Annotated in this window: 18 protein-coding genes; 8 read left to right on the top strand and 10 right to left on the bottom strand. The window is 71.8% G+C overall.

Annotated elements, in window-relative coordinates; all coding sequences use genetic code 11:
• Positions 1-333 precede the first annotated feature (333 nt).
• Complete coding sequence (locus AB0G16_RS10860) at positions 334-1,020, top strand: DUF4097 family beta strand repeat-containing protein (protein WP_362802046.1); 687 nt, start codon at positions 334-336, stop codon at positions 1,018-1,020.
• 66 nt (positions 1,021-1,086) lie between these two features.
• Entirely contained in the window at positions 1,087-2,643 is a 1,557-nt protein-coding gene (gene hflX / locus AB0G16_RS10855; protein WP_362802043.1) for a GTPase HflX, read from the top strand.
• A 144-nt stretch (positions 2,644-2,787) separates the two neighbouring features.
• Here the strand turns inward: hflX and AB0G16_RS10850 are convergent, their stop codons facing one another.
• From AB0G16_RS10850 to AB0G16_RS10820, 7 genes are read right to left on the bottom strand one after another with little or no spacing between them, the layout of a single operon-like run.
• Entirely contained in the window at positions 2,788-3,840 is a 1,053-nt protein-coding gene (locus tag AB0G16_RS10850) for a dihydrodipicolinate reductase (protein ID WP_362802040.1), read from the bottom strand.
• A gap of 38 nt (positions 3,841-3,878) precedes the next feature.
• On the bottom strand, positions 3,879-5,456 hold the full coding sequence (locus AB0G16_RS10845) for a fused response regulator/phosphatase (protein ID WP_362802037.1): 1,578 nt from the start codon (positions 5,454-5,456) through the stop codon (positions 3,879-3,881).
• The gene (locus tag AB0G16_RS10840) at positions 5,449-7,131 is read right to left on the bottom strand and encodes an ATP-binding protein (protein WP_362802034.1); all 1,683 of its coding nucleotides are present in this window, start codon (positions 7,129-7,131) and stop codon (positions 5,449-5,451) included. Before AB0G16_RS10840 ends, AB0G16_RS10845 begins: the two co-directional genes overlap by 8 nt.
• Complete coding sequence (locus tag AB0G16_RS10835; RefSeq protein WP_362802031.1) at positions 7,128-8,138, bottom strand: ATP-binding protein; 1,011 nt, start codon at positions 8,136-8,138, stop codon at positions 7,128-7,130. Before AB0G16_RS10835 ends, AB0G16_RS10840 begins: the two co-directional genes overlap by 4 nt.
• Positions 8,126-8,527: an anti-sigma regulatory factor gene (locus AB0G16_RS10830; RefSeq protein ID WP_362802028.1), complete on the bottom strand. Its 402-nt coding sequence runs from the start codon at positions 8,525-8,527 to the stop codon at positions 8,126-8,128. Before AB0G16_RS10830 ends, AB0G16_RS10835 begins: the two co-directional genes overlap by 13 nt.
• Positions 8,524-8,904 (bottom strand): STAS domain-containing protein, encoded by a 381-nt coding sequence (locus tag AB0G16_RS10825; protein ID WP_362802025.1) that lies wholly within the window; start codon positions 8,902-8,904, stop codon positions 8,524-8,526. The genes AB0G16_RS10830 and AB0G16_RS10825 overlap by 4 nt, the downstream gene beginning before the upstream one ends.
• Positions 8,904-9,767, bottom strand: a complete 864-nt coding sequence (locus AB0G16_RS10820) for an STAS domain-containing protein (RefSeq protein ID WP_362802022.1) — start codon at positions 9,765-9,767, stop codon at positions 8,904-8,906. Before AB0G16_RS10820 ends, AB0G16_RS10825 begins: the two co-directional genes overlap by 1 nt.
• A 752-nt stretch (positions 9,768-10,519) precedes the next feature.
• On the opposite strand from AB0G16_RS10820, the gene hutI reads away from it, so the two are divergent.
• From hutI to AB0G16_RS10800, 4 genes are all read left to right on the top strand, one after another.
• Positions 10,520-11,728: an imidazolonepropionase gene (gene hutI, locus AB0G16_RS10815; RefSeq protein ID WP_362802019.1), complete on the top strand. Its 1,209-nt coding sequence runs from the start codon at positions 10,520-10,522 to the stop codon at positions 11,726-11,728.
• 146 nt (positions 11,729-11,874) lie between these two features.
• Positions 11,875-12,762, top strand: coding sequence for a DegV family protein (locus AB0G16_RS10810; protein ID WP_362802016.1), 888 nt, complete (start codon positions 11,875-11,877; stop codon positions 12,760-12,762).
• A 790-nt stretch (positions 12,763-13,552) separates the two neighbouring features.
• Entirely contained in the window at positions 13,553-14,257 is a 705-nt protein-coding gene (locus tag AB0G16_RS10805) for a ComEA family DNA-binding protein (RefSeq protein WP_362802013.1), read from the top strand.
• A gap of 155 nt (positions 14,258-14,412) precedes the next feature.
• A complete protein-coding gene (locus AB0G16_RS10800; RefSeq protein WP_362802010.1) occupies positions 14,413-17,631 on the top strand; it encodes a ComEC/Rec2 family competence protein in 3,219 nt (1,072 codons plus the stop codon).
• A 122-nt stretch (positions 17,632-17,753) separates the two neighbouring features.
• On the opposite strand, the gene AB0G16_RS10795 is transcribed toward AB0G16_RS10800, so the two are convergent.
• Complete coding sequence (locus tag AB0G16_RS10795; protein WP_362802007.1) at positions 17,754-17,909, bottom strand: hypothetical protein; 156 nt, start codon at positions 17,907-17,909, stop codon at positions 17,754-17,756.
• A gap of 236 nt (positions 17,910-18,145) precedes the next feature.
• Here AB0G16_RS10795 and holA point away from each other — a divergent pair, with 236 nt between their 5' ends.
• The gene (gene holA, locus AB0G16_RS10790; protein WP_362802004.1) at positions 18,146-19,117 is read left to right on the top strand and encodes a DNA polymerase III subunit delta; all 972 of its coding nucleotides are present in this window, start codon (positions 18,146-18,148) and stop codon (positions 19,115-19,117) included.
• A gap of 128 nt (positions 19,118-19,245) precedes the next feature.
• Here the strand turns inward: holA and rpsT are convergent, their stop codons facing one another.
• Positions 19,246-19,521, bottom strand: a complete 276-nt coding sequence (rpsT, locus tag AB0G16_RS10785; protein ID WP_362802000.1) for a 30S ribosomal protein S20 — start codon at positions 19,519-19,521, stop codon at positions 19,246-19,248.
• Positions 19,522-19,698: 177 nt separating this feature from the next.
• A complete protein-coding gene (locus AB0G16_RS10780) occupies positions 19,699-20,652 on the bottom strand; it encodes a hypothetical protein (protein ID WP_362801998.1) in 954 nt (317 codons plus the stop codon).
• Positions 20,653-20,741: 89 nt separating this feature from the next.
• Here AB0G16_RS10780 and lepA point away from each other — a divergent pair, with 89 nt between their 5' ends.
• Entirely contained in the window at positions 20,742-22,607 is a 1,866-nt protein-coding gene (gene lepA / locus AB0G16_RS10775; RefSeq protein ID WP_362801995.1) for a translation elongation factor 4, read from the top strand.
• The last annotated feature ends 94 nt before the right edge of the window (positions 22,608-22,701 follow it).

Raw genomic sequence — 22,701 nt, 5'->3', positions numbered from 1 at the left:
AAATGTGGAAACCAGCGTATGCGACGGCTCCCGAACCGGTCAAAGGCGGGGTGGGGCACGCGGTGGGGCACGCGGCGGGGCACGCGGCGGGGCACGCGGCGGGCGCGAGGGGGTCCCCGGGAAACACCGGAGAACGTCGGGGGAGAGACCGGAAAACCCTCGCGGGGAGCCGTCTCAGGGCGGATCCTCAGGGGAGAGCCGGGGGATACCCCGATAGCTTCGGCGCCCGTCCCGGGCCAGAGTTGGATCAGCCGGATCGGCGCCCTCGGCGGAACGGGGGAGCGGACGGTGCGAGGGGAGGCGAGACCTCCCGGAAAGCCGAGGATTGCCCCCATGAAGAGGAACACACTCGTCGCCGGAGCGCTCCTGGGGTCGGTGTTCGTGCTCTCCGGGTGCGAGTTCGCCCTGGATTTCCGCGAGCGCCAGCAGGACGTCGTCTCCTACGACGTGGCCGGAGACGTGAAGGCCCTGAACGTCGACTCCGGCTCGGGGGACATCGTGGTGACCGAGTCGGACCGCTCCGGCGTCCACGTGACCGAGACCGTCCACTGGCGCGGTGACAGACCGGCCACCGAGCACCCCGTGAACGGTGGCACGCTCACCCTGCGCTACCGGTGTGACGGGCACAGCTGCTCGGTCGACTACAAGGTCGAGGTCCCGCGCGGGGTGTCGGCCGACCTCGACGCCGGGTCGGGCACCATCACGCTGCGCGGGCTGACCGGGCAGGTGAAGGCGGTGGCCGGGTCCGGGGACATCGAGGCGGCCGGCCTGGGCTCCAAGCGTTTCGCCGCCGAGGCCGGATCCGGGGACGTCGAGGCGAGGTTCACCGTCGCGCCCGACAGCGTGGAGATCGAGGCCGGTTCGGGCGACGTCGCGGCCCACGTCCCCGCGGGCGGCTACAACGTGACCAGCGAGACCGGCTCCGGGGAGACCACCGTCGAGGTGACCAGGGACCCCTCCTCGTCCCGCAGGATCACGGTCAGGACCGGCTCCGGCGACGCCGGGGTCCTGCTCCCCTGAGACCGGGGCCACCCGGCCCCGTCGCGCTCCTGCCGGACCCCGGACGAAGCAGCGGATAACCAGGTGATGACGGAGAGGTTCCCGTGGCACCATCGGGGGGAAGAGACCCGGGGTGTTCGGGCGTTCACCTATACGAGCGTTCCTCACAGGGAGAGAACGCCCACGGAACGACCATCTGAACGGAGCGACGACATAGACACTCGTGAGCCGCTGGACATCGACCGATTCGACGACCTTCTCGACACCGGGGATCTGGACCTGGCCGACCGCCAGGCCCTGCGCCGGGTGGCGGGCCTCTCCACGGAGCTGGAAGACGTCACCGAGGTCGAATACCGCCAGCTGAGGCTTGAGCGGGTCGTCCTGGTCGGCGTCTGGACCTCCGGTACGGCGATCGACGCCGAGAACTCCCTCCTGGAGCTCAAGCTCCTGGCCGAGACCGCGGGTTCAGAGGTTCTGGAGGGCGTCATCCAGCGCCGCCAGAAGCCCGACACTGCGACCTACATCGGTTCCGGCAAGGCCCAGGAACTCGCCGACATCGTCTCCGCCACCGGCGCCGACACGGTGGTGTGCGACGGGGAGCTGAGCCCCGGCCAGCTCCGCCAGCTCGAGGAGATCGTCAAGGTCAAGGTCATCGACCGGACCATGCTGATCCTCGACATCTTCGCCCAGCACGCCAAGAGCCGCGAGGGCAAGGCGCAGGTCGAGCTCGCCCAGCTCAACTACCTGCTGCCGCGCCTGCGAGGCTGGGGCGGCAACCTGTCCCGCCAGGTCGGCGGCCGCGCGGCCGGCGGCGTCGGCATGGGCGGTCGTGGCCCCGGTGAGACCAAGATCGAGCTGGACCGGCGGCGGATCCGCGAGCGGATGGCCAAGCTGCGCCGCCAGATCGGCGAGATGACCACCGCCCGCGTGACCAAGCGGTCGAGGCGCGTGCAGCGCGAGGTGCCGGCCGTGGCCATCGCCGGGTACACCAACGCCGGCAAGTCCTCGCTGCTGAACCGGCTGACCGGCGCGGGGGTGCTGGTGGAGGACGCCCTGTTCGCCACCCTGGACCCGACGGTCCGCAGGGCGCACACGCCTGACGGCCGCCTGTACACGCTGGCCGACACCGTCGGGTTCGTCCGGCACCTGCCGCACCAGCTCGTGGAGGCGTTCCGCTCGACCCTGGAGGAGGTCGGCGACGCCGACCTGATCCTGCACGTGGTCGACGGCTCGCACCCCGACCCCGAGTCGCAGCTCGCCGCGGTACGCGAGGTGATCGGCGACATCGAGGACGCCCGTGACATCCCGGAGATCGTGGTCATCAACAAGGCCGACGCCGCCGACCCGGTGGTGCTGGCCAGGCTGACCGCGCGGGAGAAGCACACCGTGGTGGTCTCGGCCCGCACCGGCGCCGGGATCGAGGAGCTGCGGGCCGTGATCGAGCGGGAACTGCCCCGCTTCGACCAGGAGGTCAAGCTGCTGGTGCCGTACGAGCGCGGCGACCTGATCTCCCGGGCGCACCGGGAGGGCGAGGTGCTGGACGTCGAGCACACCGGGGACGGCACCGTCCTGCACGCCAGGGTGCTGCCCGGTCTCTTCGCCGAACTGGAGAAGAGCGCCAAGCCGGTCGAGACCGTCGCCTGAGCACGCCTGAGCACGCCTGAGCACGCCTGACGCGCCGGGGCACACGCCCCCGGCGCGTCCGGCGTGACGGGCCGCGTCCGGGTGACAGCGCGGGCCGGCGGCGGAGCGGCGGCGGACCGGCGGAGCGGTGGTGGAGCCGGCGGCTCAGCGCAGCAGTCCGCGCCCGGTGATCAGCGGCAGGTCCAGCGCGGTCAGCAGGCCGGGCGGGGCCTCGACGACCGTGGGCACCGCGTTCACCAGGCGCATCGCGGTCGCCTTGAGGCCGGCGGTGTTGTGGTCGCCGTCGGAGCCGAGCAGCCGCAGGTCAAGGGTGTAGTCGGGCTCCCCGCGGACCGTGACCCGGTAGCATCCCGCCCCGGCCGGCCGCGGCCAGTCCGGGGCCAGGTCGTCCCGGAGGCGGGTGACGTGTTCGAGCACGATCACCGCCCGGCCGTCCCGCACGCCCCTGACCTCGAACCGCAGGGCCGCCGCGGTGCCCCGCTCGATCGTGCCGGCCGAGATCCGGAAACGCTCGGGCGCGGGCAGCCTGACGTGGAACTCCTCGATCGCGTCGAGGGTCACCTCCAGCCCGGCGGCGATCTGCCGCACCACCCCTCCCCAGGCCATGGTGAGCACGCCCGGCCGCAGCAGCGGCGGCACGTCGTCCAGGTCGCCGCCGAACCCCATGACGTCGAACAACACGGTGGGCTGATGGTAGGTGGCGTAGTTGAGCACCTCCGCGCACCGGACCTCGTCGATCCGCTCGCTGATACCGGTCAGCGCGAGCGGCAGCCAGTCGTTGGCGAAGCCCGGATCGATCCCGTTGACCCAGATCGACGTCCCGCCCTCCCGCGCCGCCTCGCGCACCGGGGCGTCCAGCGAGCCGTCGGGGAACTGCAGCGGGACCGGGCCGCTGGACACCACGTTGACCCCCGCGCGCAGGATCGTCCCCAGCTCGTCCAGGGTCTCGAAGACGCGCGTGTCGGCCATCGCGGTGTAGACGACGCAGTCGGGCCGCAGCGCCAGCAACGCCTCGGCGTCGCCGCTCGCCGCCACCCCCATTGGCGAGAGCCCCGCCAGGACACCCGCGTCCCGGCCCCGCTTGTCCGGCGAGAACACGTAACAGCCGACGAGTTCCAGATCGGGCCGGGCGCGGATCCCGGCGAGCGTGTTACGGCCGACGTTCCCTGTGCCCCACTGCATGACTCTGTAGACCATCAACGGAGCCTAGAACGAAAATAGAACCTGTTTCAATATCAGGTGTCGCGCCGGAACATCACCAGCGCCACGTCGTCCTCGCGGGCGCCGAAGCGTTCGATCAGCCGGTCGCAGAAGACCTCCAGGTCCTCCCGCGGCTCCTCGGCCAGCCGCCGTACGATCTCCAGGCTCTCGTCGAGCAGCTTGTCGCGGTCCTCGATGAGCCCGTCGGTGAACATCAGCACCGAGCTGCCCGCGGGCACCTGCACGCGGTCGACCCGGTAGGTCTCCTGGGCCACGCCCAGCAGCAGGTTGCCCAGGCGGTGGTAATGGGAGTGACCGTCGCCGATGAACAGGGGCGGGATGTGGCCGGCGTTGGAGAGTTCCATCTCCCCGGTCGCCGGGTCGAGCAGCAGCAGGCACACCGTGGCGGTCATTCCGGGGTGGTAGCGCCGCAGCACCTCGTTGAGCAGCGCCATGGACGCGCCGAGGTCCGAGGTGCCGATGACCGAGGCGCGCAGCGCGTGGCGCAGCTCCGCCATCACGGTGGCGGCCAGCAGGGAGTGTCCCTGGACGTCGCCGATGGCGATGAGCACCCGGTGACCCATCCGCAGGACCTCGTAGAAGTCGCCGCCGACCTCGACGTTGTCGACCGCGGGCTGGTACCGCCAGCTGATCGAGAGCCCGCCGATCTCGGGGATCCGCGACGGCAGCAGGCTGCGCTGCAGGGTGAGGGCGATGGCGTGCTCCTCGGCGTAGGCGCGCAGCGCGTCCACGGCCAGGGCGAGGGCCTGGCCGAGCTGGCGCAGCACGTTGGACTCGTCGGAGTCCAGCGACGGCGCGCCCTCCACGCCCAGGTAGACCGGGGGCCTGCCCAGCTTGGTGCGGCACACCACGGCCGAGACGTCGGCGTCGATCGTCGCGTCCGGCATCAGCTCCATCCACTCGGCGACGGGGACGGTGAAGACCTCGGTGCCGGCGGCGTTGCCCAGGGACATCGCGCTCAGCCGGGACAGCGTGTCGGGCGCCGCGACCTTCGCCACGATGCGGCCCTCCGGGGGCAGGGCGGCGAACCTGCGGGTCCGGCCGTCCGGCGGCAGGGCCAGCGTGCCGGCCTGCCTGCCCAGGATGCGGACGGTCCCCTCGACGGCCGTGCTGAGGAGCTCGTCGAACGTCTCGGCGGAGTTCATCGAGAGCGTCACCTCGGTGAGGGCGGCCAGCCGCTTGGCCATGAGCTCGGCGCGCTTGCGGGCGCGGTAGTAGCGCAGCGTCGCCGCGACCGTCGCGGCGAACTCGTCCGGCTCGACCGGTTCGGCCAGGTAGGCGTCCGCGCCGCGTTCGAGCCCCTGGGCCCGGTCGGCGGGGGTGATCGCGGCCCCGGAGATCTGGATGACCGGTATCGAGGAGGTCGACGCGTCCGCCTTGATCTGCTCGCAGACCTCGTACCCGCTGATGTCGGGCAGTCGCACGTCGAGCACGACCAGGTCCGGCAGGAGCTCCCTGACCTTGGCGAGCGCCTCCATGCCGCCGGTCGCCTGCACGACGCGGTGCCCCGAGCGGCGCAGCCAGCTCGAGAGGATGTACAGCTTGGTCGGCGTGTCGTCGACGACGAGCACCGTCGCCCCGTCCTCACTCACCGGCCCGCCCGAGAACACTCTCGATCGCCCCCAGCAGGATGTCACGGCGGAGCCCCTGCTTGGAGACCACCATGCGCGTCCTCTCCGGCACCTGGTAGGACGTGGCGACGGTCACGATGATCACCGGGACCTCGCGCAGCCGCTCGTCGTCCGACATCCGCGCCATCAGCGCGCTGCCGTCGAGGCGGGGCATCAGCAGGTCGACCAGCGCCAGGTCGGGCGGGTGCTCGCCCATCACCTCCAGGGCCATCAGCCCGTCGGAGGCCTCGTCGATGTGCTCGGCGACGCCGGTGAGCATCCGCCGCACCGTGGCGCGGAACTCGTCGTCGTCGTCCACGACGAGCACCCGGCCGACCACGGGCGTGCTGCCGTGCCGGTAGGGCAGCCTGAGCGTGGCGGTGGTGCCGGAGCCGGGGACGCTGGCCAGGTGCAGCGTGCCGCCGAGCGCCTCGGCCAGCCGGCGGGCGTACGGCAGGCCCAGGCCGGTCCCCTTGCTGCGCACCTGGATCGGCCCGGGAACCTGGAAGAACTCCTCGAAGACGCGCTCCAGGTGCTCCTCGGGCACGCCGATCCCGGTGTCGGTCACGGTGAAGACCACGGTGTGGGTGACGGCGTCGAGCGCGGCCTCCAGCCTGACCTCGCCCCGTTCGGTGAACTTCAGCGCGTTGGAGAGCAGGTTGCGCAGGATGCGGGTGAGCATCACCTCGTCCACCAGCATCTCCCCGGGCGCCCGCGTGACCTCCACGGTGAGCCTCACGGCGTCGTTGCCGGTGGTGGGGTGCAGGGTCATCCGCAGCCGCTCGACCAGCGCCACCAGGTCGACCACGGTGGGCTGGGGGACGAGCCGGCCGGCCTCGGCCTTGGCCATGTCGAGCAGCTCGCTCACCAGCGCCAGCAGGGTCTGCGCCGAGGAGCCGATCAGGTCGATCTGGTGGAGCTGCTCCTCGGCCAGGGGCTCCCCGCCGGGGCCGACCAGCAGGCGCACCAGACCGATGATCGAGTTCAGCGGGGTGCGCAGCTCGTGGCTGACCGTGGCCCAGAACCTGTTCTTGGCCTCGCCCGCGGCCCGTAGCTGCGCGGACTTCTCGTCCAGCTCGGCGTACAGCGCCACGACGCCGCGGTTGGTCTCCTCCAGCTCCTCGGAGAGCTGGTTGTACAGCGCGAGCACACCCTGGTTGGTCTCCTGCAGCTCGGTGTTGAGCTGCAGGACCTCCTGCAGGGTCTCGGCGAGCTCGCGGTTCTGCCGGCGCAGCTCCTCCAGGGCCGTGGTGGGCGTCACGGCGGCGAGACCCGCGCGGATCTCCTCGGCCGAGCGCCTCGGCGTCCGGCCCTGCGGGAGCCGTTTGACCATGCTTATTCTTCCCTCGGCGGGATCGAGTTCGATGAGGTCCACCAGGCGCCCCGCCAGCGTGACGCCGTCGGCGGGACGGAAGTCGGTGGTGGCGGAGAACTCGATCGTGACCGTCAGGGCGTCCTGCCCCAGGCGGAAGGCGAACGAGGCGCCGGTGCCCGCCTCCAGCAGCTCCCGGCCGATCTCGCTCAGCGCGGTGGCCACCCGGATCTGGTCCTGGGTCTCCAGGCCGACGCTCTCGGCCACCTCGCGGCCGAGCTTGCGCATGGCGAAGACGTCCTGGTCGTCCTTGACGAGGATCCGGATCAACTCGTCCCCGTTCATACGCCGGGCCTGACGACGACCACACAGGCGTCGTCCCTACGGGTGCCCGCCTCGCGCAGCAGCGTACCCGCGACGACGGAGGGCGGCCGGGCGACGAGCCCGGGATAGTTGGTGATGTCCCAGCGTTCGGACAACCCGTCGGAGTGCAGCAGGACCACGCCGTGTCTCGGCGCCGTGTACTCGTACTGGCGCAGCGTCCTGGCCTTGTGCCCGGCGATGCCCGGCACCGAGATCATGCCCTGGCGGCCGTCGCCGTGGACGATCCACGCGGAGACGTTGCCCAGGCCGGCGAAGCTCACCGTGCCCGTCGCCCCGTCGACGCGGGCCACGGCCACCGCGCCGCCCCTGGTGTGGCCGAGGCCGAGGTGGACGCGTTCCAGGACGGTGAGCGGGGGGTGCTCGGAGTGCAGCAGGAAGAGCCGTACCGCCTCGGAGGAGGCCTGGGCGGCCGCGGGGCCGTGGCCGAGACCGTCGCAGAGCATCACGGTCGTCACCGGGCCCGCCTCGGTGATCACGAAGGCGTCGCCGCAGACGCTCTCCTCGCCGATCGGGCGGGTCAGGCCGCTCACCCGGGACGGGGGCCGCTCGGCGCCGTGGGCGGTGAAGTACATGCCGAGCACGGTGCCGCGGCCGAGCACGGAGTGCACCTCGTACCCGCTGGCCATGCGGGCGATGCCGCCCAGCCCGATGCCCAGGGTGCCCGTCGTGGAGTAGCCGTCGCGCAGGGCGCGCGAGACGTCGCGCATCCCCGGGCCCTTGTCGATCGCGAGGACCTCGATCGCCGAGTCCAGCTCCGGGTGGGGCCGGATCAGCATGACCCCCTCGACGGCGTGCTTGACCAGGTTGGAGGCGGCCTCGCTGACCGCGACCGCCACCCGGCCGGTGTCCTCCTCGCCGAACCCCCTGCTCTCGGCGAGCGCCACCGCGCTGCGGCGGAGCGCGCCGATGGCGCTGGCGTCCTCGGCCCTGACCCAGACGTCGTGCCGGGAACGGATCAGCGTGCCCATTTCGTCACCGTGATCAGCGTGCCCTCACCGGGAGTCGATTCCAGGGCGAACTCGTCGACCAGGCGGCGTGAACCGCTCAGGCCCAGACCGAGGCCGCCACCGGTGGTCCACCCGTCGGTCAGCGCCTGCTCGATGTCGGGGATGCCGGGCCCGTTGTCGCTGAAGGTCATCCGCAGGCCCTGCCGCATCCCCTTGTGGACGACCTCGACCCGCACCTGGCCGCCCCCGGCGTAGACGAGGGCGTTGCGGGCCAGCTCGCTGGCCGCGGTCACCACCTTGGTCTGGTCGACCAGCGAGAGTCCCACCTTCACGGCGACGGTCCTGACGTGCTGGCGGACCAGCACGACGTCGCCGTTGACGTTGATGGGAAGGTCCTCGGCGCTCGTCACAGGGAGGCCGCCGCGGCCTGGGAACCCTCGAGCTGGTTCAGCATCGCGACACCCTTCTCCAGGTTGAGCGCGGTGCGCACCCCGCCGAGCGAGAGGCCGAGCTCGACGAGGGTGATCGCCACCGCGGGCCGCATGCCCACGACGATCGTCTCGGCGTCGAGCATCCGCGAGATCGCCGCGATGGTGGCCAGCATCCGGCCGATGAAGGAGTCGACGATCTCCACGGCGGTGATGTCGATGATCACCCCGCGCGCGCCGGTCTCGACGACCTTCTCCGACAGGTCCTCCTGGAGCGCGAGCACGCTCAGGTCCTGCAGGTCGATCTGGATGGAGACGATCAGGATGTCGCCGAGCTTGAGAATGGGAACGCGATCCATCAGGCCTCCACCGTCCGTACGGCGATGCGGGAGGTCCCGCCCTTGGTGAACGTGACACCGCTCGCGCGCAGCGTGTGGGCCAGCGCGTCGGCGAGGGTGGCCTTGGTCACGATGTCGCCGAACTCGATGCCCAGGGTGACGATGGTGTGGGCGATCTGGGGGCGGATGCCGGAGATGACGCACTCGGCGCCCATCAACCGGGCCGCGACCACGGTCTTGAGCAGGTGCTGGGCGACCTCGGTGTCCACGGCGGGCACGCCGGTGATGTCGATCACCGCGTGCTCGGAACCGGTGTCGACGAGCGTCTGCAGCAGCTTCTCCATGACGACCTGGGTCCTGGCCGAGTCGAGCGTGCCGACGAGCGGCACCGCGACGATGCCCTCCCACAGCTTGACCACCGGGGTGGAGAGCTCCAGGAGCTGCTCCGCCTGATCGATGATGATCTTCTCCCTGGCCGACGCGTAGCTCTCCATGGTGAAGAGCCCGAGGTCGTCGATTACCCGGGAGAACCAGATGAAACCTCGCATGGCCTCGGGGGAGCCGTCCTCCTCGACGGTCTCGTAGAGCGCCTCCTTCAGGCCGAACACCAGGAGCGCGGTCTCGGTGGGGGTGAACCCTTGGCGGGCGCGCGTGCGCGAGAGCTCGGCCAGCAGGCCGCGCAGGTCGCTGAGGTCGCCCGAGTCCTCGAACGACCGGCGCACCGCACCGTAGAGCTCGCGGAGCTGGTCGTTCAGCTCGACGCGGTCCGACTGGCCACCCGCCGACGAACCGGCGACCTCGAGCCAGCGCTTGAAGACACGGTCCTGGTGTTCCTGAAAAAGTTCCTCGATGCGACGCCGACCGGCGTCCGCGTGGACGGACAAGAGAACTCCCTGCGTCGCTACCTGTAGACAACTCGTTCGAAAGGTTACAGGGAGCGTTCCGCCGGTGGCCGCTTCCGTGAGGCGGGCGGGGGCTCGCGGGATGCCGCGACCGCTTCGGTGGCCCGGGCCGGCCCGGACCGGCCGGGGCGACGCCGGGGTGACGGCGTGCTGCCCGCGCTCCGGCCGGAGCGCGGGGCCCGGTCGACGGCGACACACCTTAGTGGGATCGGCGAGACCGTTTCAATGGCGGTACTTGCGCCGGAGGGCGGATGTGGGATGCACTGGGGAAGCCTCAAACCGTACAAAATTCGCAAAGGCGACAGTGGTCGGCCAAGGTTTGGATTGCTACCATAAGGCAAATCCAGCGAGATGTTATGACGCAAGTTGCTCCGGTGACTACTGTTACGCAGGATGAGGAAGTAGTCTGAGCTGTGGAAAGGTGCTCAGCGCCGGGTCCGGTCGCCATGCCCGCGGGCGAGGCGCCCTCGCGGCGAAGCGGCGTTCTTCCCAATTAGCCTGTACAGCGGGCTGACTTGTGAAATAACGTAACTGAACTGAAATCGCCCGATCATGATCCTGACGATACTGTCACCGCACCACTGGTATGCGGATGAGAGCAGGAGACCCCCGATGCCGTCCGGACTCACAGCGGGCTCGAAGGGCACGGTGCCCGGCAGCGTCCACGGCGGCGCGGCCCGCCCGGGTGCGGTCCCCCACCGGGTGTCCTCCCCCGAACACAAGGCGGTGATGCGATGACGGTCCGCCTTCTGACCAACATCGGCCGGCTCTGGACCGGGAACGATGTGTTCAGCAACGCGGCGATCCTCGTGCACAACGACCGGATCGCCTGGATCGGCCGCGCCGCCGACCTGCCCCAGAGCGTGCCCGGCGTCGTCGACGACATCGTCGACGTCGACCACGTCGAGAACCTGGGCGGCGCCCTGGTCACCCCCGGCCTGATCGACGCGCACACCCATCCCGTCTACGCGGGCAACCGCTACGCCGAGATGGCGATGCGCTCCGGCGGCTCCACCCCGTCCGCGATCACCGCGGCGGGCGGCGGGATCGGTTCCACCGTCACCGTCACCCGGGGGACCGACCCCTGGACGCTCTGCAACGGCGTCCGCGAGCGGCTCCGCGAATGGCTGCTCAACGGCACCACCACCGTCGAGGCCAAGACCGGCTACCACCTCACCCGCGACGGGGAGCTGGCCGACGTGCGGCTCCTGCGCGAGCTGGAGAAGGAGCCGATGATGCCGCGCGTGCACGTGACCTTCATGGCCGCGCACGTCGTCCCGCCCGAGTACTTCGGACGCCAGCGCGACTACGTCGAGGCGGTCGGCGCCTGGTGCGCCGACGCGGCCGCGGCGGGGGCCAACGGCGTCGACGTCTACTGCGACGAGGGTCACTTCACCGCCGAGGAGGCCCGCTGGGTCCTGGCCTCCGGGCGCAACGTGGGCCTGCTGCCGCGCGTGCACGCGGGCGCCTACACCCGGCGCGGCGCCGTCCAGCTCGCCGCGGAACTCGGCTGCGCCTCCGCCGACCTGCTCCACCACACCACCGACGAGGACATCTCCATCCTGGCCCGCTACGGCGTCCCCGCCGTGGTGTGCCCGGGAACGGCCCTGCAGCGAGGCAGCCTGCCCCCGGTCCGCCGGATGCTCGCCCAGGGGGTCACCGTGGCCCTCGGCAGCGACCACAACCCGGGCCACTGCGGCATCACCTCGATGTCGCTGGTCATCAGCCTCGCCGTGGCGGCCTTCGGCATGAGCGTCGGCGACGCCCTGCGCGCCGCCACGCTCGGAGGCGCCACCGTCCTCGGCGCGCCGGACCGCGGCGTGCTCGCCCCCGGGCGCCTGGCCGACATCGTCCAGTGGGACGCCGACCACGAGGGCGCCTTCGCCTGGGCCTTCGGGCTCAAGCCCCGCAAGGTCTGGCGCGGCGGCACCCCCGTCCAGTAGTCCCCGCCCTCCGCACCTCCCACGTCCGCCGTCCCCGCTCCACGTCCGGCCGTCCGCCGGGCGGGGCCGGCCTTCCGTCGTCCGCGTCCACGCTTCACCTGCGGCCCCGTCTCCTTCGTGTGACCTCCTCCGGGTAACTTCGGGACATGTCACCACCGGTCACCGTCGTCACCGACTCCACCGCCTACCTGCCGCCCCAGGAGATCTCCCGTCTGGGGATCAGGGTGGTGCCCCTCCAGGTGGTGGTCGGAGGCAGGCCGTTCGACGACATCGCGCAGATCGACGGTGTGAGCGTGGGCGAGGCGCTCAGGGAGTGGGTTCCGGTGACCACCTCCAGGCCCGCGCCGCATCGTTTCGCCGAGGCCTACCGCGAGGCGGCGGCCGGCGGGGCGACCGCCGTCGTCTCGGTCCACCTGTCGTCGGAGATGTCGGGCACGGTCGAGGCCGCACGCGCGGGAGCCGAGGACTCCCCGATCCCGGTCGATGTCGTCGACAGCCGATCCATCGCCATGGGGCTGGGATTCCCCGTCCTCGCCGCCGCCGCTGCCGCCGTCGCGGGCGCGGCACGCTCGGAGGTGGCGGACGCCGCCCGCCGCACGGCGGAGTCGGCCCGCAGCTTCTTCTACGTCGACACGCTGGAGTACCTGCGCAGGGGAGGCCGGATCGGGGCGGCGGCCACCCTTCTGGGCTCGGCTCTGATGATCAAGCCGATCCTGCACATCTCCGACGGGACGATCGTCCCCCTGGAGAAGGTCCGTACGGCGGCCCGCGCCATCGGCCGTCTCGAAGACCTGGCCGTCACGGCGGCGGGGGACGCTCCGGCGGAGATCGCCGTCCAGCATCTCGGGGCCGCGGCCCGGGCCGGGACACTGGCCGCGCGCCTGTCCCGCCGGCTGCCCGCCCTGACCCGCCTCACCGTCGTCGAGGTCGGGCCGGTCATCGGGGCCCACGTCGGGCCCGGCATGCTCGGCATCACCGTCTCGCCGTCGCCCCCCGCGGGTGACGCCCGGTCCCGGAGCCCCCGGCTCCCCTGACGCGCCCCGGGCATCCCCGGTCCTCCGGCGCGGTGCTCCGGTCCCGGTCTTCCGGCGCGATTCCTGGGCGCGATTCCTGGGCGCGGTTCCCCGGCGCGGTTCCCCGGCCTGTCAGGGGCCGCCGTCCGCGGCCCGCCTCACCGTCCCCGCGTCATCCCCGGCATCCCGTTATCCCCAGAATCCCGTTCGCCACGACGGCCTCCGGCACCACCGCCGTACCGTCCTGCGGGTGCGGACCACAGGTCAGAACATCGAGCGCTTCCGGGCCGAGTCACGGCTGCGGACGCTGACGGGGCATGGATCACCCGTCCCGGGGCTCCCTCGACACCGTCCAGCCCACCCGCCCACCTCACCCGGCCCGTCCTTCCCGCTTCGCCCGCCCTCCCCGCCCCACCGGGCGGATCACCTTCAACCGGTCGACCCCCCTCGGCAGACCGATCGTCCTCGGCAAGCCGATCCCACCGGCTCAGCCGATCACCCTCGATCGACCGGCCGCCCCCGATCGAACGCTCTCACCGACCCGCCTCCACCTTTCCGACCCGTCGAGCCCTTCTCCGCCTCCGGGCAGGTCGCTCCGACCCGTGCCGACGCCCCCCACCCCCCGCCCGGTGAGAGGGAGAGAGCGGCCACGACCGGTGACCCGCTCCCCGGGCACGGGCCGGCCGGCCGAACCGGCGCGTCCCGGCCGGACCGGCGGGATCCGCAGGACCGGTCCGTTCCCCAAGCCGAGCCCGCCGCGCGGACGAGCTGGGCGCCGGTTCCCCCCTCCTTCGAAGCGCTCAGAAAGGCCGTGGCCACCCAGGCGCCGGCGCTCGGTCCCGGCCGGGCGGGGCTGCGCCTGCTGCTGCTCGTCGCGGTGACGGCCACCCTCGTGGGCGGTGTCTACGCCTGGTGGTCCCGCCCAGAGCCCGAGCCCCTGACGCCGCCGGTGCCGATCTCGGGCGCCCCGCTCCGTGCCCCCGGTGCCCCCGGTGTCCCGAGTGCTGCCGGTGCTGCCGGTGCTGCCGGTGCTGCCGGTGCTGCCGGTGCTCCAGGGGGCGCGAGGGTGCCCTCCGCCCCGGTCGCGGAGCTGACCGTCCACGTGACCGGCAAGATCCGTCGCCCCGGGGTGATCACACTGCCCGCCGGCTCCCGGGTCGCCGACGCGGTCCGGGCGGCCGGAGGCGCCCGCGGGCCGGCCACCACGGGGTCGCTCAACCTGGCGCGCAGGCTCGTGGACGGCGAGCAGATCGTCGTCGGCGCTCCGAGTCACCCCATCACGGTGACGGGGGCACCTCCTGCGGCCCCGACGGATCCCGGCTCCGCCGTGGTCGATCTGAACGCGGCCACGCCCGAACAACTCGAACTGCTGCCGGGCGTCGGCGAGGTGCTCGCCCGGCGCATCACGGAGTACCGGGACGCCCACGGGGGTTTCCGCGCCGTGGAGGAACTCCGCGACGTGAGCGGCATCGGGGACCGCAAGTACGCGGAGATGCGGGACAAGGTCCGGGTGTGAACCGCCGCCCACGTCGTACGGCGACCGAGCCCCGGCCCGCCGCCCGCACCACACGACGACTCGTTCCCCGGTCCTTTCCCCGGTCCGCGCGCCGGTTCGCCCTCCCGTCCGTCCTCTCCGTCTTCCGGCCCGTCCTCCGGGCGACGTCCTGGCTGGTGTCCCGGTGCGCGACCGTCACGCCGGTCGCCGCGACCGCCATGTCGTCCACCGCGGCCGCCATGTCGGTCACCGCGGCCTCCGCCGCCGAGAGCCCCGAAGCCCGAAGGCAGGGGCGTTCTCCGTACGGCGCGCATCTGGTCCTGCCCGCGGTCGCCTCCTGGGTGACCGCGCTCGTCCTGCTGGGCCACCCGGCCGCGACCGGGGCCGCGACGGCCGTCCTCCTGGCCGCGGGGGCGGGGGCCGCGGCCGTTCTGTCCCGCGCCGGCAGGACGGCGGGCCGGGGGAACGCACTGATCGCGGTCCTGGGGTGCGCGGCCGCGGTGGCGGGATCGGTCGCCTTCCGGGTGCACGCGGCCGGTACGGGGCCGGTGGCGGAGCTCGCCGGAAGGCACGCGTCGGCCGTGGCGGAGGTGGTGACGACGGACGATCCACGCGAGTTGCCGAGGTCCGCGGGGCCGTTCCGGCGGGAGAGCTTCGTGGTGCCCGCCCGGGTCGAGTCGGTCGGAGCGGGGGAGGGGCGGGTGAGAGTGAGGGCCTCGGTGCTGCTGTTCGTCTCCGGTGCCGAATGGCGGCCGCTGCTGCCCGGCCAGCGGGTCGGGATCAGGGGGCGTTTCGGGCCGGCCGATCCCGGTGAGCTGCTCGCCGCCGTGGTGCTGGTCAGAGGGGCGCCGCGGATGCTGGGCGGTCCCTCGTGGGAGCAGCGCGCCGCCGGGGCGATCAGGGCGGGGTTGCGGGATGCCGCCGATGTGCTGCCGCCGGAGCAGCGCGGGCTGCTGCCGGGCCTGGTGGTCGGTGACGTGTCCCGGATGCAGGAGCAGGTCAGAGCCGACTTCAAGACGGCGGGCCTGAGTCACCTGCTCGCCGTCTCGGGGGCGAACCTCGCCGTCGTGGCGGGAGCGGCGGTGGCACTGGCCAGGGCGGCCGGGCTGCCGCTCGCGGTGCGGGCGGTGCTGGCGTCGACGGCCATGGTCGCCTTCGCGGTCGTCGCCCGGCCCTCGCCCAGCGTGCTCCGGGCGCTTCTGATGGGTGGGGTCGCCGCCGCCGCCCTGGGCACGGGCCGTTCCCGCGACGGTGTCACCGCCCTGTCGGCGACCGTCCTCGGCCTGGTCTTCTTCGTGCCGGACCTGGCCCGGTCCTACGGCTTCGCCCTCTCGGTCTCCGCCACGGCGGGCATCCTGGTCCTGGCCCCGCGCTGGCGTGACCGGCTCGCGGCCCACCTGCCCCGATGGCTCGCCGAGGCGACCGCGGTGGCGGCCGCGGCGCAGGCGGCCGTCACTCCCGTGCTGATCCTGATGTCGGGGCAGCTCACGCCGGTCGCGGTGCCGGCCAACCTGCTCGCGGGTCCCGCCGTCGCCCCCGCCACCCTGATCGGCTTCGTGGTCGCGTTGATCGCTCCCCTGCACCTGGAGACGGCCCGGTTGCTGGTCCGGCCCGCCGGGCTGGCCACCGGATGGATCGTCGAGGTGGCGGAGCGCGCCGCGGTGGTCTCGCCGGGCACGATCCCGTGGCCGGGCGGGGTCGCCGGGTTACTCCTGCTGGCGGTCGCCGTCCCGCTCGCCGTGCCGGTCCTCCGACGCCGGCGATCCCGCGGGATCGCCCTGGCGGCCGTCGCCGGGCTGGTCCTCGCCGCGACACTGGTCACCCCGATCGTGGCCCGCTGGCCGCCGCCGGGCTGGTTGCTGGTGGCCTGTGACGTCGGGCAGGGAGACGGCCTGCTGGTGGCCGCCGGGCCCGGGCGGGCCGTCGTGGTGGACGCCGGGCCCGATCCGGTGAGCATGAACCGCTGCCTTCGTTCCGTGGGGGTCACGCAGGTGCCCCTGGTCATCCTCACCCACCCGCACTTCGATCACACGGGAGGAATCGACGGTGTCTTCCGCGGGCGCGAGGTCGGAGCGGTGGTGGTGACACCGCACGGTGCCGCGGAGGGCGAGGGGGCGGGGGCGGGCGGCGGGCTTCACCACGTGGGTGAGGGGTCCGCTCGTCGCCGGGTGACCGAGTGGGCGGCGGCACCGGGAGCGAGCTGGCGGTTCGGGCCCTCCGAGCTCACCGTCATCGGCCCGGAGGCCGAGAGGGCTCCGCCCGGTGCAGGAGAGGGGGCGGCCGTCAACAACGCGAGCGTCGTGGTGCACGTCCGCTGGGCCGCGGGGTCGGCCCTGCTCAGTGGCGACATCGAGACCGAGGCCCAGGCGGACCTGCTCCGGCGTGGCCTGCCCCCCGCCGACATCCTCAAGGTCCCCCACCACGGATCGGGCAGGTACGACCCGGCCTTCTTCGCGGCGGTCGGGGCTCGTGCCGCACTGATCAGCGTAGGCGCGGGCAACGACTACGGGCATCCGGCGCCGTCCACCCTGGCCGCGCTGCACCGGCTCGGCGCGCGCGTCTACCGGACGGACCAGTCGGGGGATCTGGCGGTGGTGGTCCACGACGGAGCGCCGGCGGTCGTCGTCCGGAGGCACGCGGACCCGGCGACGAGGGCCGGGCCGTCAGAGCCTTTTCCGAGTCCTCCGAACCTCGCGAGTCCTCCGAACCTCGCGTGCCCGCCGGTCCGGTCAGGTCTCTTCGCTCGTCATCGGCGAGACCGGCGAAGAGGCGCGTCGTCGACCGTCGATCACCGCGGCGACCGTTCGGCAGATGAACCGTACGTCGTACGGTATGATGTACGATTAATGGCGTGTCACCGGACGGCCCTCTTGCGGTGGCAACGGCCGCCGGGGCCCGCCAGGTGTCGTCGACGAAGGAGCAGGCAGATGTCGGAAGTTCAGGGATCCCCATTCGGTGGCGGTGCCTTCACGCCGACCGCAGAGGACCGGCAGAGCGTCGAGGAGTGGTTCGCCCTGTACGACGCGCACAGCGCGAAGGTCGACGTCGAGCGGATGGCGGACATGGCGATGTTCCCGCTCAACGTGGTGACCGACGGCCCCGACGGCGACGGCCTGGCCGCGCGCTGGACGAGGGAGCGGTTCACGAGCACCATGGCCGAGGTCATGGGAGGGGGGGAGCAGGGCGAGATCGAGATGCGTTCGGTCCGCACGCCGCACTTCCTGACCGCGAACCTGGTCATCGTGATCACCGATGCGACGGTGACGACGAACGGCCACACGTACGGGATGCGCTACGCGGACCTGCTGGTGAAGTCGGGCGGCAGGTGGGTCTTCCAGACCATGGTGCAGGGCGGATGGGCCGACGCCTGGAAGGAGGCGCCGGCGAACGCCTGACCGGCGGGGGCGGTGCGACGTGCGGGCGGGTCGAGCACCTGCCCCGGATGGTCGTAGCGGGGAGGGCGCCCGACCTGGTGATCGTCACAGGTCGGGCGTCCGGCCCGGGTGGCCGGTGTGGATCAGGCCTGGGGGCCGGTCGGGTGGCGGAACTCGGTGTCCACGTCGGCGGCGTAGACCGACCGGCTGCAGCGTGCGCAGCGGTACATGATCGGCCCCTCGTCGAGGGCCGTTCCGCAGCGGGGGCAGGCGTGACGGCGAATGGTGGAGTTTGTCATGGTTCTCACCTCCTTCGATGTCACCAGGGTGCCCCGGGGCGCCTGCATTCCGATTGCGAACGACTTGACGCGCCGGACGACCGTGAGTGTGGCGGACGACCGTGAGCGCGGCGGACGACCGTGAGCGTGCCGGACGACCGTGAGCGCGGCGGCGACCCGGGGAATCCCGGTCCTTGGGGGCCGGGAGGACGTCATGCGTTGGCCGACCGTCGCGGATACGTGGCATGCTGCTCGGCATGGCGGCAACCGATCCGGCACCGGTGATCCTGATACTCGGCGACGAGGAACTGCTGGCCGACCGCGCGGTCGGCGAGGTGACCTCGGCCGCCAGGGCGGCCGATCCGACCGCCGAGGTGCACGACCTTCCCGGTGCCAAGGTGGAGCCCGGAGAACTCACCCGCATGACCTCGCCCTCGCTGTTCGGCGAGAGGTCCGTGGTGGTCATCCGTTCGGCCCAGGATCTCGTCAAGGACGTCATCACCGAGGTCGTCTCGTACGCCGCCCGTCCGGCCGAGGAGACCGTGCTCGTCCTCGTCCATCCCGGGGGAGTGAAGGGCAAGGCACTCGTCGACGGGGTCAGGAAGGCCGGGGCACGGGTGGTCCCGGTCGCCAAGGTGACCAAGCCGGCCGAGCGGCTGGCGTTCGTCAAGGCGGAGCTGAAGCGGGCCGGGCGCACCATCGGGGCCGACGCCGCCGCCGCGCTGCTCGACGCGGTCGGCAACGACCTGCGCGAGCTCGCCGCCGCCTGCAGCCAGCTCGCCTTCGACACCCCCGGCAAGACGATCGACGAGGCCGCCGTCGCGCGCTACCACCGGGGCAGGGCCGAGGTCAGCGGGTTCACCGTGGCCGACTCGGCCGTCGAGGGACGCCTGGGCGACGCCCTGGAGCAGTTGCGCTGGGCCCTGTCGACGGGGACGGCCCCGGTCCTGCTGGTGAGCGCGCTCGCCGGGGGTCTGCGCTCGCTGGCGAAGGTGGGCGGCGCCCCCAGGAACCTGCGGGGCGCCCAGCTCGCCGGAAGGCTCGGCATGCCGCCCTGGAAGATCGAACGGGTCCAGCGGCAGCTGAACGGCTGGGGGCCGGAGGGGCTCGCCCGGGCGATCCAGGCCGCCGCCACCGCCGACGCCCAGGTGAAGGGCGGTGGCACCGACCCCGCGTACGCGCTGGAGCACATGGTCCAGACCGTGGTCGCCAACCGCACCGGGCGTTAGAGGAACGATGCGGGCGGGCCCGCCCGGGGCGGCGTGAGCCGGAAGGTGGCCGCGAGAACGCCCTGGAACGCAGAAACGCCACACCCCGGACGGAGTGCGGCGTTCGCGGAACCTTGAGACTACTGGGACTACTTGGCGGCCGTCGACAGGGCGGCGGCGCGCTGGGCGATCGCCGACTTGCGGTTGGCGGCCTGGTTCTTGTGGATGACGCCCTTGCTGGCGGCCTTGTCCAGCTGGCGGGCGGCGGCGCGCTGAAGCGCGACCGCGTCGTCGATGTTGCCCTGGTCGGCGGCCTCGCGGAACTTGCGGATGGCCGTCTTCAGGGAAGACTTGACAGCCTTGTTGCGCAGCCGGGCCTTCTCGTTCTGCCGGTTGCGCTTGATCTGGGACTTGATGTTCGCCACGAAGAAGCCTCGGTGAATGTCGTTGGATGGGGCGCGCGGGCAGAGAGGGCGCGCCACACGCAGTTGACTAGGCTACCAACTGCCGAGGTCGTCGCTCAAATCGACAGGCCAGGCAGAGGGATGCCTGATCAGTTTAGCGTGTGGTCACGGCGGCTCGGACCACGATCGCCGTGATCCTCACGGCTTGAACCAGAACCGGTCGTACTCCGCCCAGTCCTCCTTGGTGGCCGCGAAGTCCACGTACAGCGCCAGCCCGAACCGTTCGCGCGGCTTTCCGTACGTGGTCAGCGCCAGCCGGGCGCCCCGGGCCGCCTTCTCCACGCTCTCGGCGGAGTCGGCCCAGGAGACGCCGTGGTCGTGGTAGGCCGGGGCGCCGATCAGCAGCGTCTTGTCCGCCGGGACGAGCCCCAGCGCCAGCGAGGACTGCCGCACGACGTAGCCGCCGTAGACGGCCGGGTAGGGAAGGTAGGAGTCGTAGGTCATGATCGCCACCTGGTCGACGAGCTTGACGACCTGGCCGAAGTAGCCGGGCGACCAGTACTTGTCGTGGCCCATGACGGCCCGCGCGACCGGGCGGACGAGCGGGAACGGCTCGATCTGCGGGGTCGAGGTGGACAGCAGGCCGTCGCCCAGGATCGCGCGGGTCCTGACGAGCAGGTCGAGGAAACTGGTGTCGCCGTCGCCGATCGGCTCGAAGTTGTAGTGGACGCCGTCGAAGCCGAGCGCCCTGATCGCCCGCGCGCCCTCCAGCACGCGCTGCCGGGAGGCCGCGTCGTCGAGGTCCAGGACGCCGTTGACCTTCTGGCCGAGCCAGGCCGAGACCCTGATCCTGGGCGACTCCTTGCGCCACCACCTCAGGAAGTCGGCCGCCTTGGGGTGCTTGGCGGCGGAGAGCGTCCCGTCGCGTTCGAACGGGCCGGAGTGGACGTACACGTCCCTGATCCCGGTCCTGCGGAGCCGGGCGGCGAGCGCCCGCACGTCCCGGGCCGTCTTGCGGCCGTCGACCCAGGCGTGACCGAGCCAGAGGGCGTCGTGACCGGTCGTCTTGGCCCAGCGGGCCGGGGTCCCGGTAAACTGCAGGGTGAGGGTGGCCACGGCCACCCCGGGAAGCGCAAGGAGCAGGGCCGCCACCGTAGCGAGAAACCGCAGGCCGCGCCGTGCTCTGGTCCGGGCAATCACCCGGACATGTCACCATGGAAGACGGCTGGCATGCCAGCCGTATGATCGTCATCAATCTGTTGAAACGGACCCCGGTGCGCATTCAGCCTGGCCAGACCGACCCCGCTGTGCTCCGCAACTTCTGCATCATCGCCCATATCGACCATGGCAAGTCGACCCTGGCCGATCGCATGCTGCAGATCACCGGGGTGGTCGACGCCCGTTCCATGCGGGCCCAGTACCTCGACCGGATGGACATCGAGCGCGAGCGCGGCATCACGATCAAGTCGCAGGCCGTCAGGCTGCCGTGGAAGGTCGGTGAGACCGACTACGTGCTCAACATGATCGACACTCCCGGGCACGTCGACTTCACCTACGAGGTCTCCCGGTCCCTGCAGGCGTGCGAGGGCGCGATCCTGCTGGTCGACGCCGCGCAGGGGATCGAGGCGCAGACCCTGGCCAACCTCTACCTGGCCATGAACAACGACATGACGATCATCCCGGTGCTCAACAAGATCGACCTGCCCGCGGCCCAGCCGGAGAAGTACGCCGCCGAGATCTGCCACCTCATCGGCTGCGAGCCCGAGGACGTGCTGCGGGTCTCCGGCAAGACCGGCGTGGGCGTCCGCGAGCTGCTGGACCACGTGGTCGACAAGGTCCCGGCCCCGGTCGGCGACGCCGACGCGCCCGCCCGCGCGCTGATCTTCGACTCGGTGTACGACACCTACCGCGGCGTGATCACCTACGTCCGGGTCATGGACGGCCACCTGGGCAAGCGCGAGCGCATCCTGATGATGTCCACCACCGCGGCCCACGAGACGCTGGAGATCGGCGTCATCTCGCCCGAGCCGAAGATCGCCGACCAGGGTCTGGGCGTCGGCGAGGTGGGCTACCTGATCACCGGTGTGAAGGACGTCCGCCAGTCCCGGGTCGGCGACACCGTGACCTCGGTGACGCGGCCGGCGCTGAAGGCGCTCAGCGGCTACGAGCACCCCAAGCCCATGGTCTTCTCGGGCCTGTACCCGATCGACGGCGACGACTACCCCGAGCTCCGCGAGGCCCTGGACAAGCTCCAGCTCAACGACGCCGCCCTGGACTACGAGCCCGAGACCTCCGCGGCGCTGGGCTTCGGCTTCCGCTGCGGCTTCCTGGGCCTGCTCCACATGGAGATCGTCCGCGAGCGGCTGGAGCGGGAGTTCAACCTCTCGCTCATCTCCACCGCGCCCAACGTGGTCTATCGGGTGATCATGGAGGACGGCAAGGAGGTCGTCGTCACCAACCCCTCGGAGTTCCCCACCGGCAAGGTGGAGAAGGTCTACGAGCCGATGGTGAAGACGACCGTGCTGGTCCCCTCGGAGTTCATCGGCGCGATCATGGAGCTCTGCCAGAACCGCCGGGGCAACCTGCAGGGGATGGACTACCTGTCCGAGGACAGGGTCGAGATCCGTTACACCATGCCGCTCGGCGAGATCATCTTCGACTTCTTCGACCAGCTCAAGTCCCGCACCCGCGGGTACGCCTCGCTGGACTACGAGCCCTCGGGCGAGCAGGAGTCCGACCTGGTCAAGGTCGACATCCTGCTCCAGGGTGAGGCCGTCGACGCCTTCAGCGCCATCGTGCACCGGGACAAGTCGTACGCCTACGGCGTCGAGATGGCCAAGAAGCTGCGCGAGCTCATCCCCAGGCAGCAGTTCGAGGTGCCCATCCAGGCGGCCATCGGCGCCCGGGTCATCGCCCGTGAGAACATCCGCGCCATCCGCAAGGACGTCCTCGCCAAGTGCTACGGCGGCGACATCTCCCGTAAGCGCAAGCTGCTGGAGAAGCAGAAGGAGGGCAAGAAGCGGATGAAGATGGTCGGACGCGTCGAGGTGCCCCAGGAGGCGTTCGTGGCCGCCCTCTCCACCGAGTCCTCGGCGCCCAAGAAGTAACGGCCGTCTCCTGGTCGCGCGGAGACGGCGGACGGGGCCGTACGGGATCCGAGATCCCGTACGGCCCCTCCCGCAGAAGCGGGTGAGAGGGGCG

The sequence above is a fragment of the Streptosporangium sp. NPDC023615 genome, from assembly GCF_040640155.1.
In the GTDB taxonomy this organism is placed as follows: Bacteria; Actinomycetota; Actinomycetes; order Streptosporangiales; family Streptosporangiaceae; genus Streptosporangium.
This window is presented reverse-complemented; position numbering and strand designations above follow the sequence as displayed.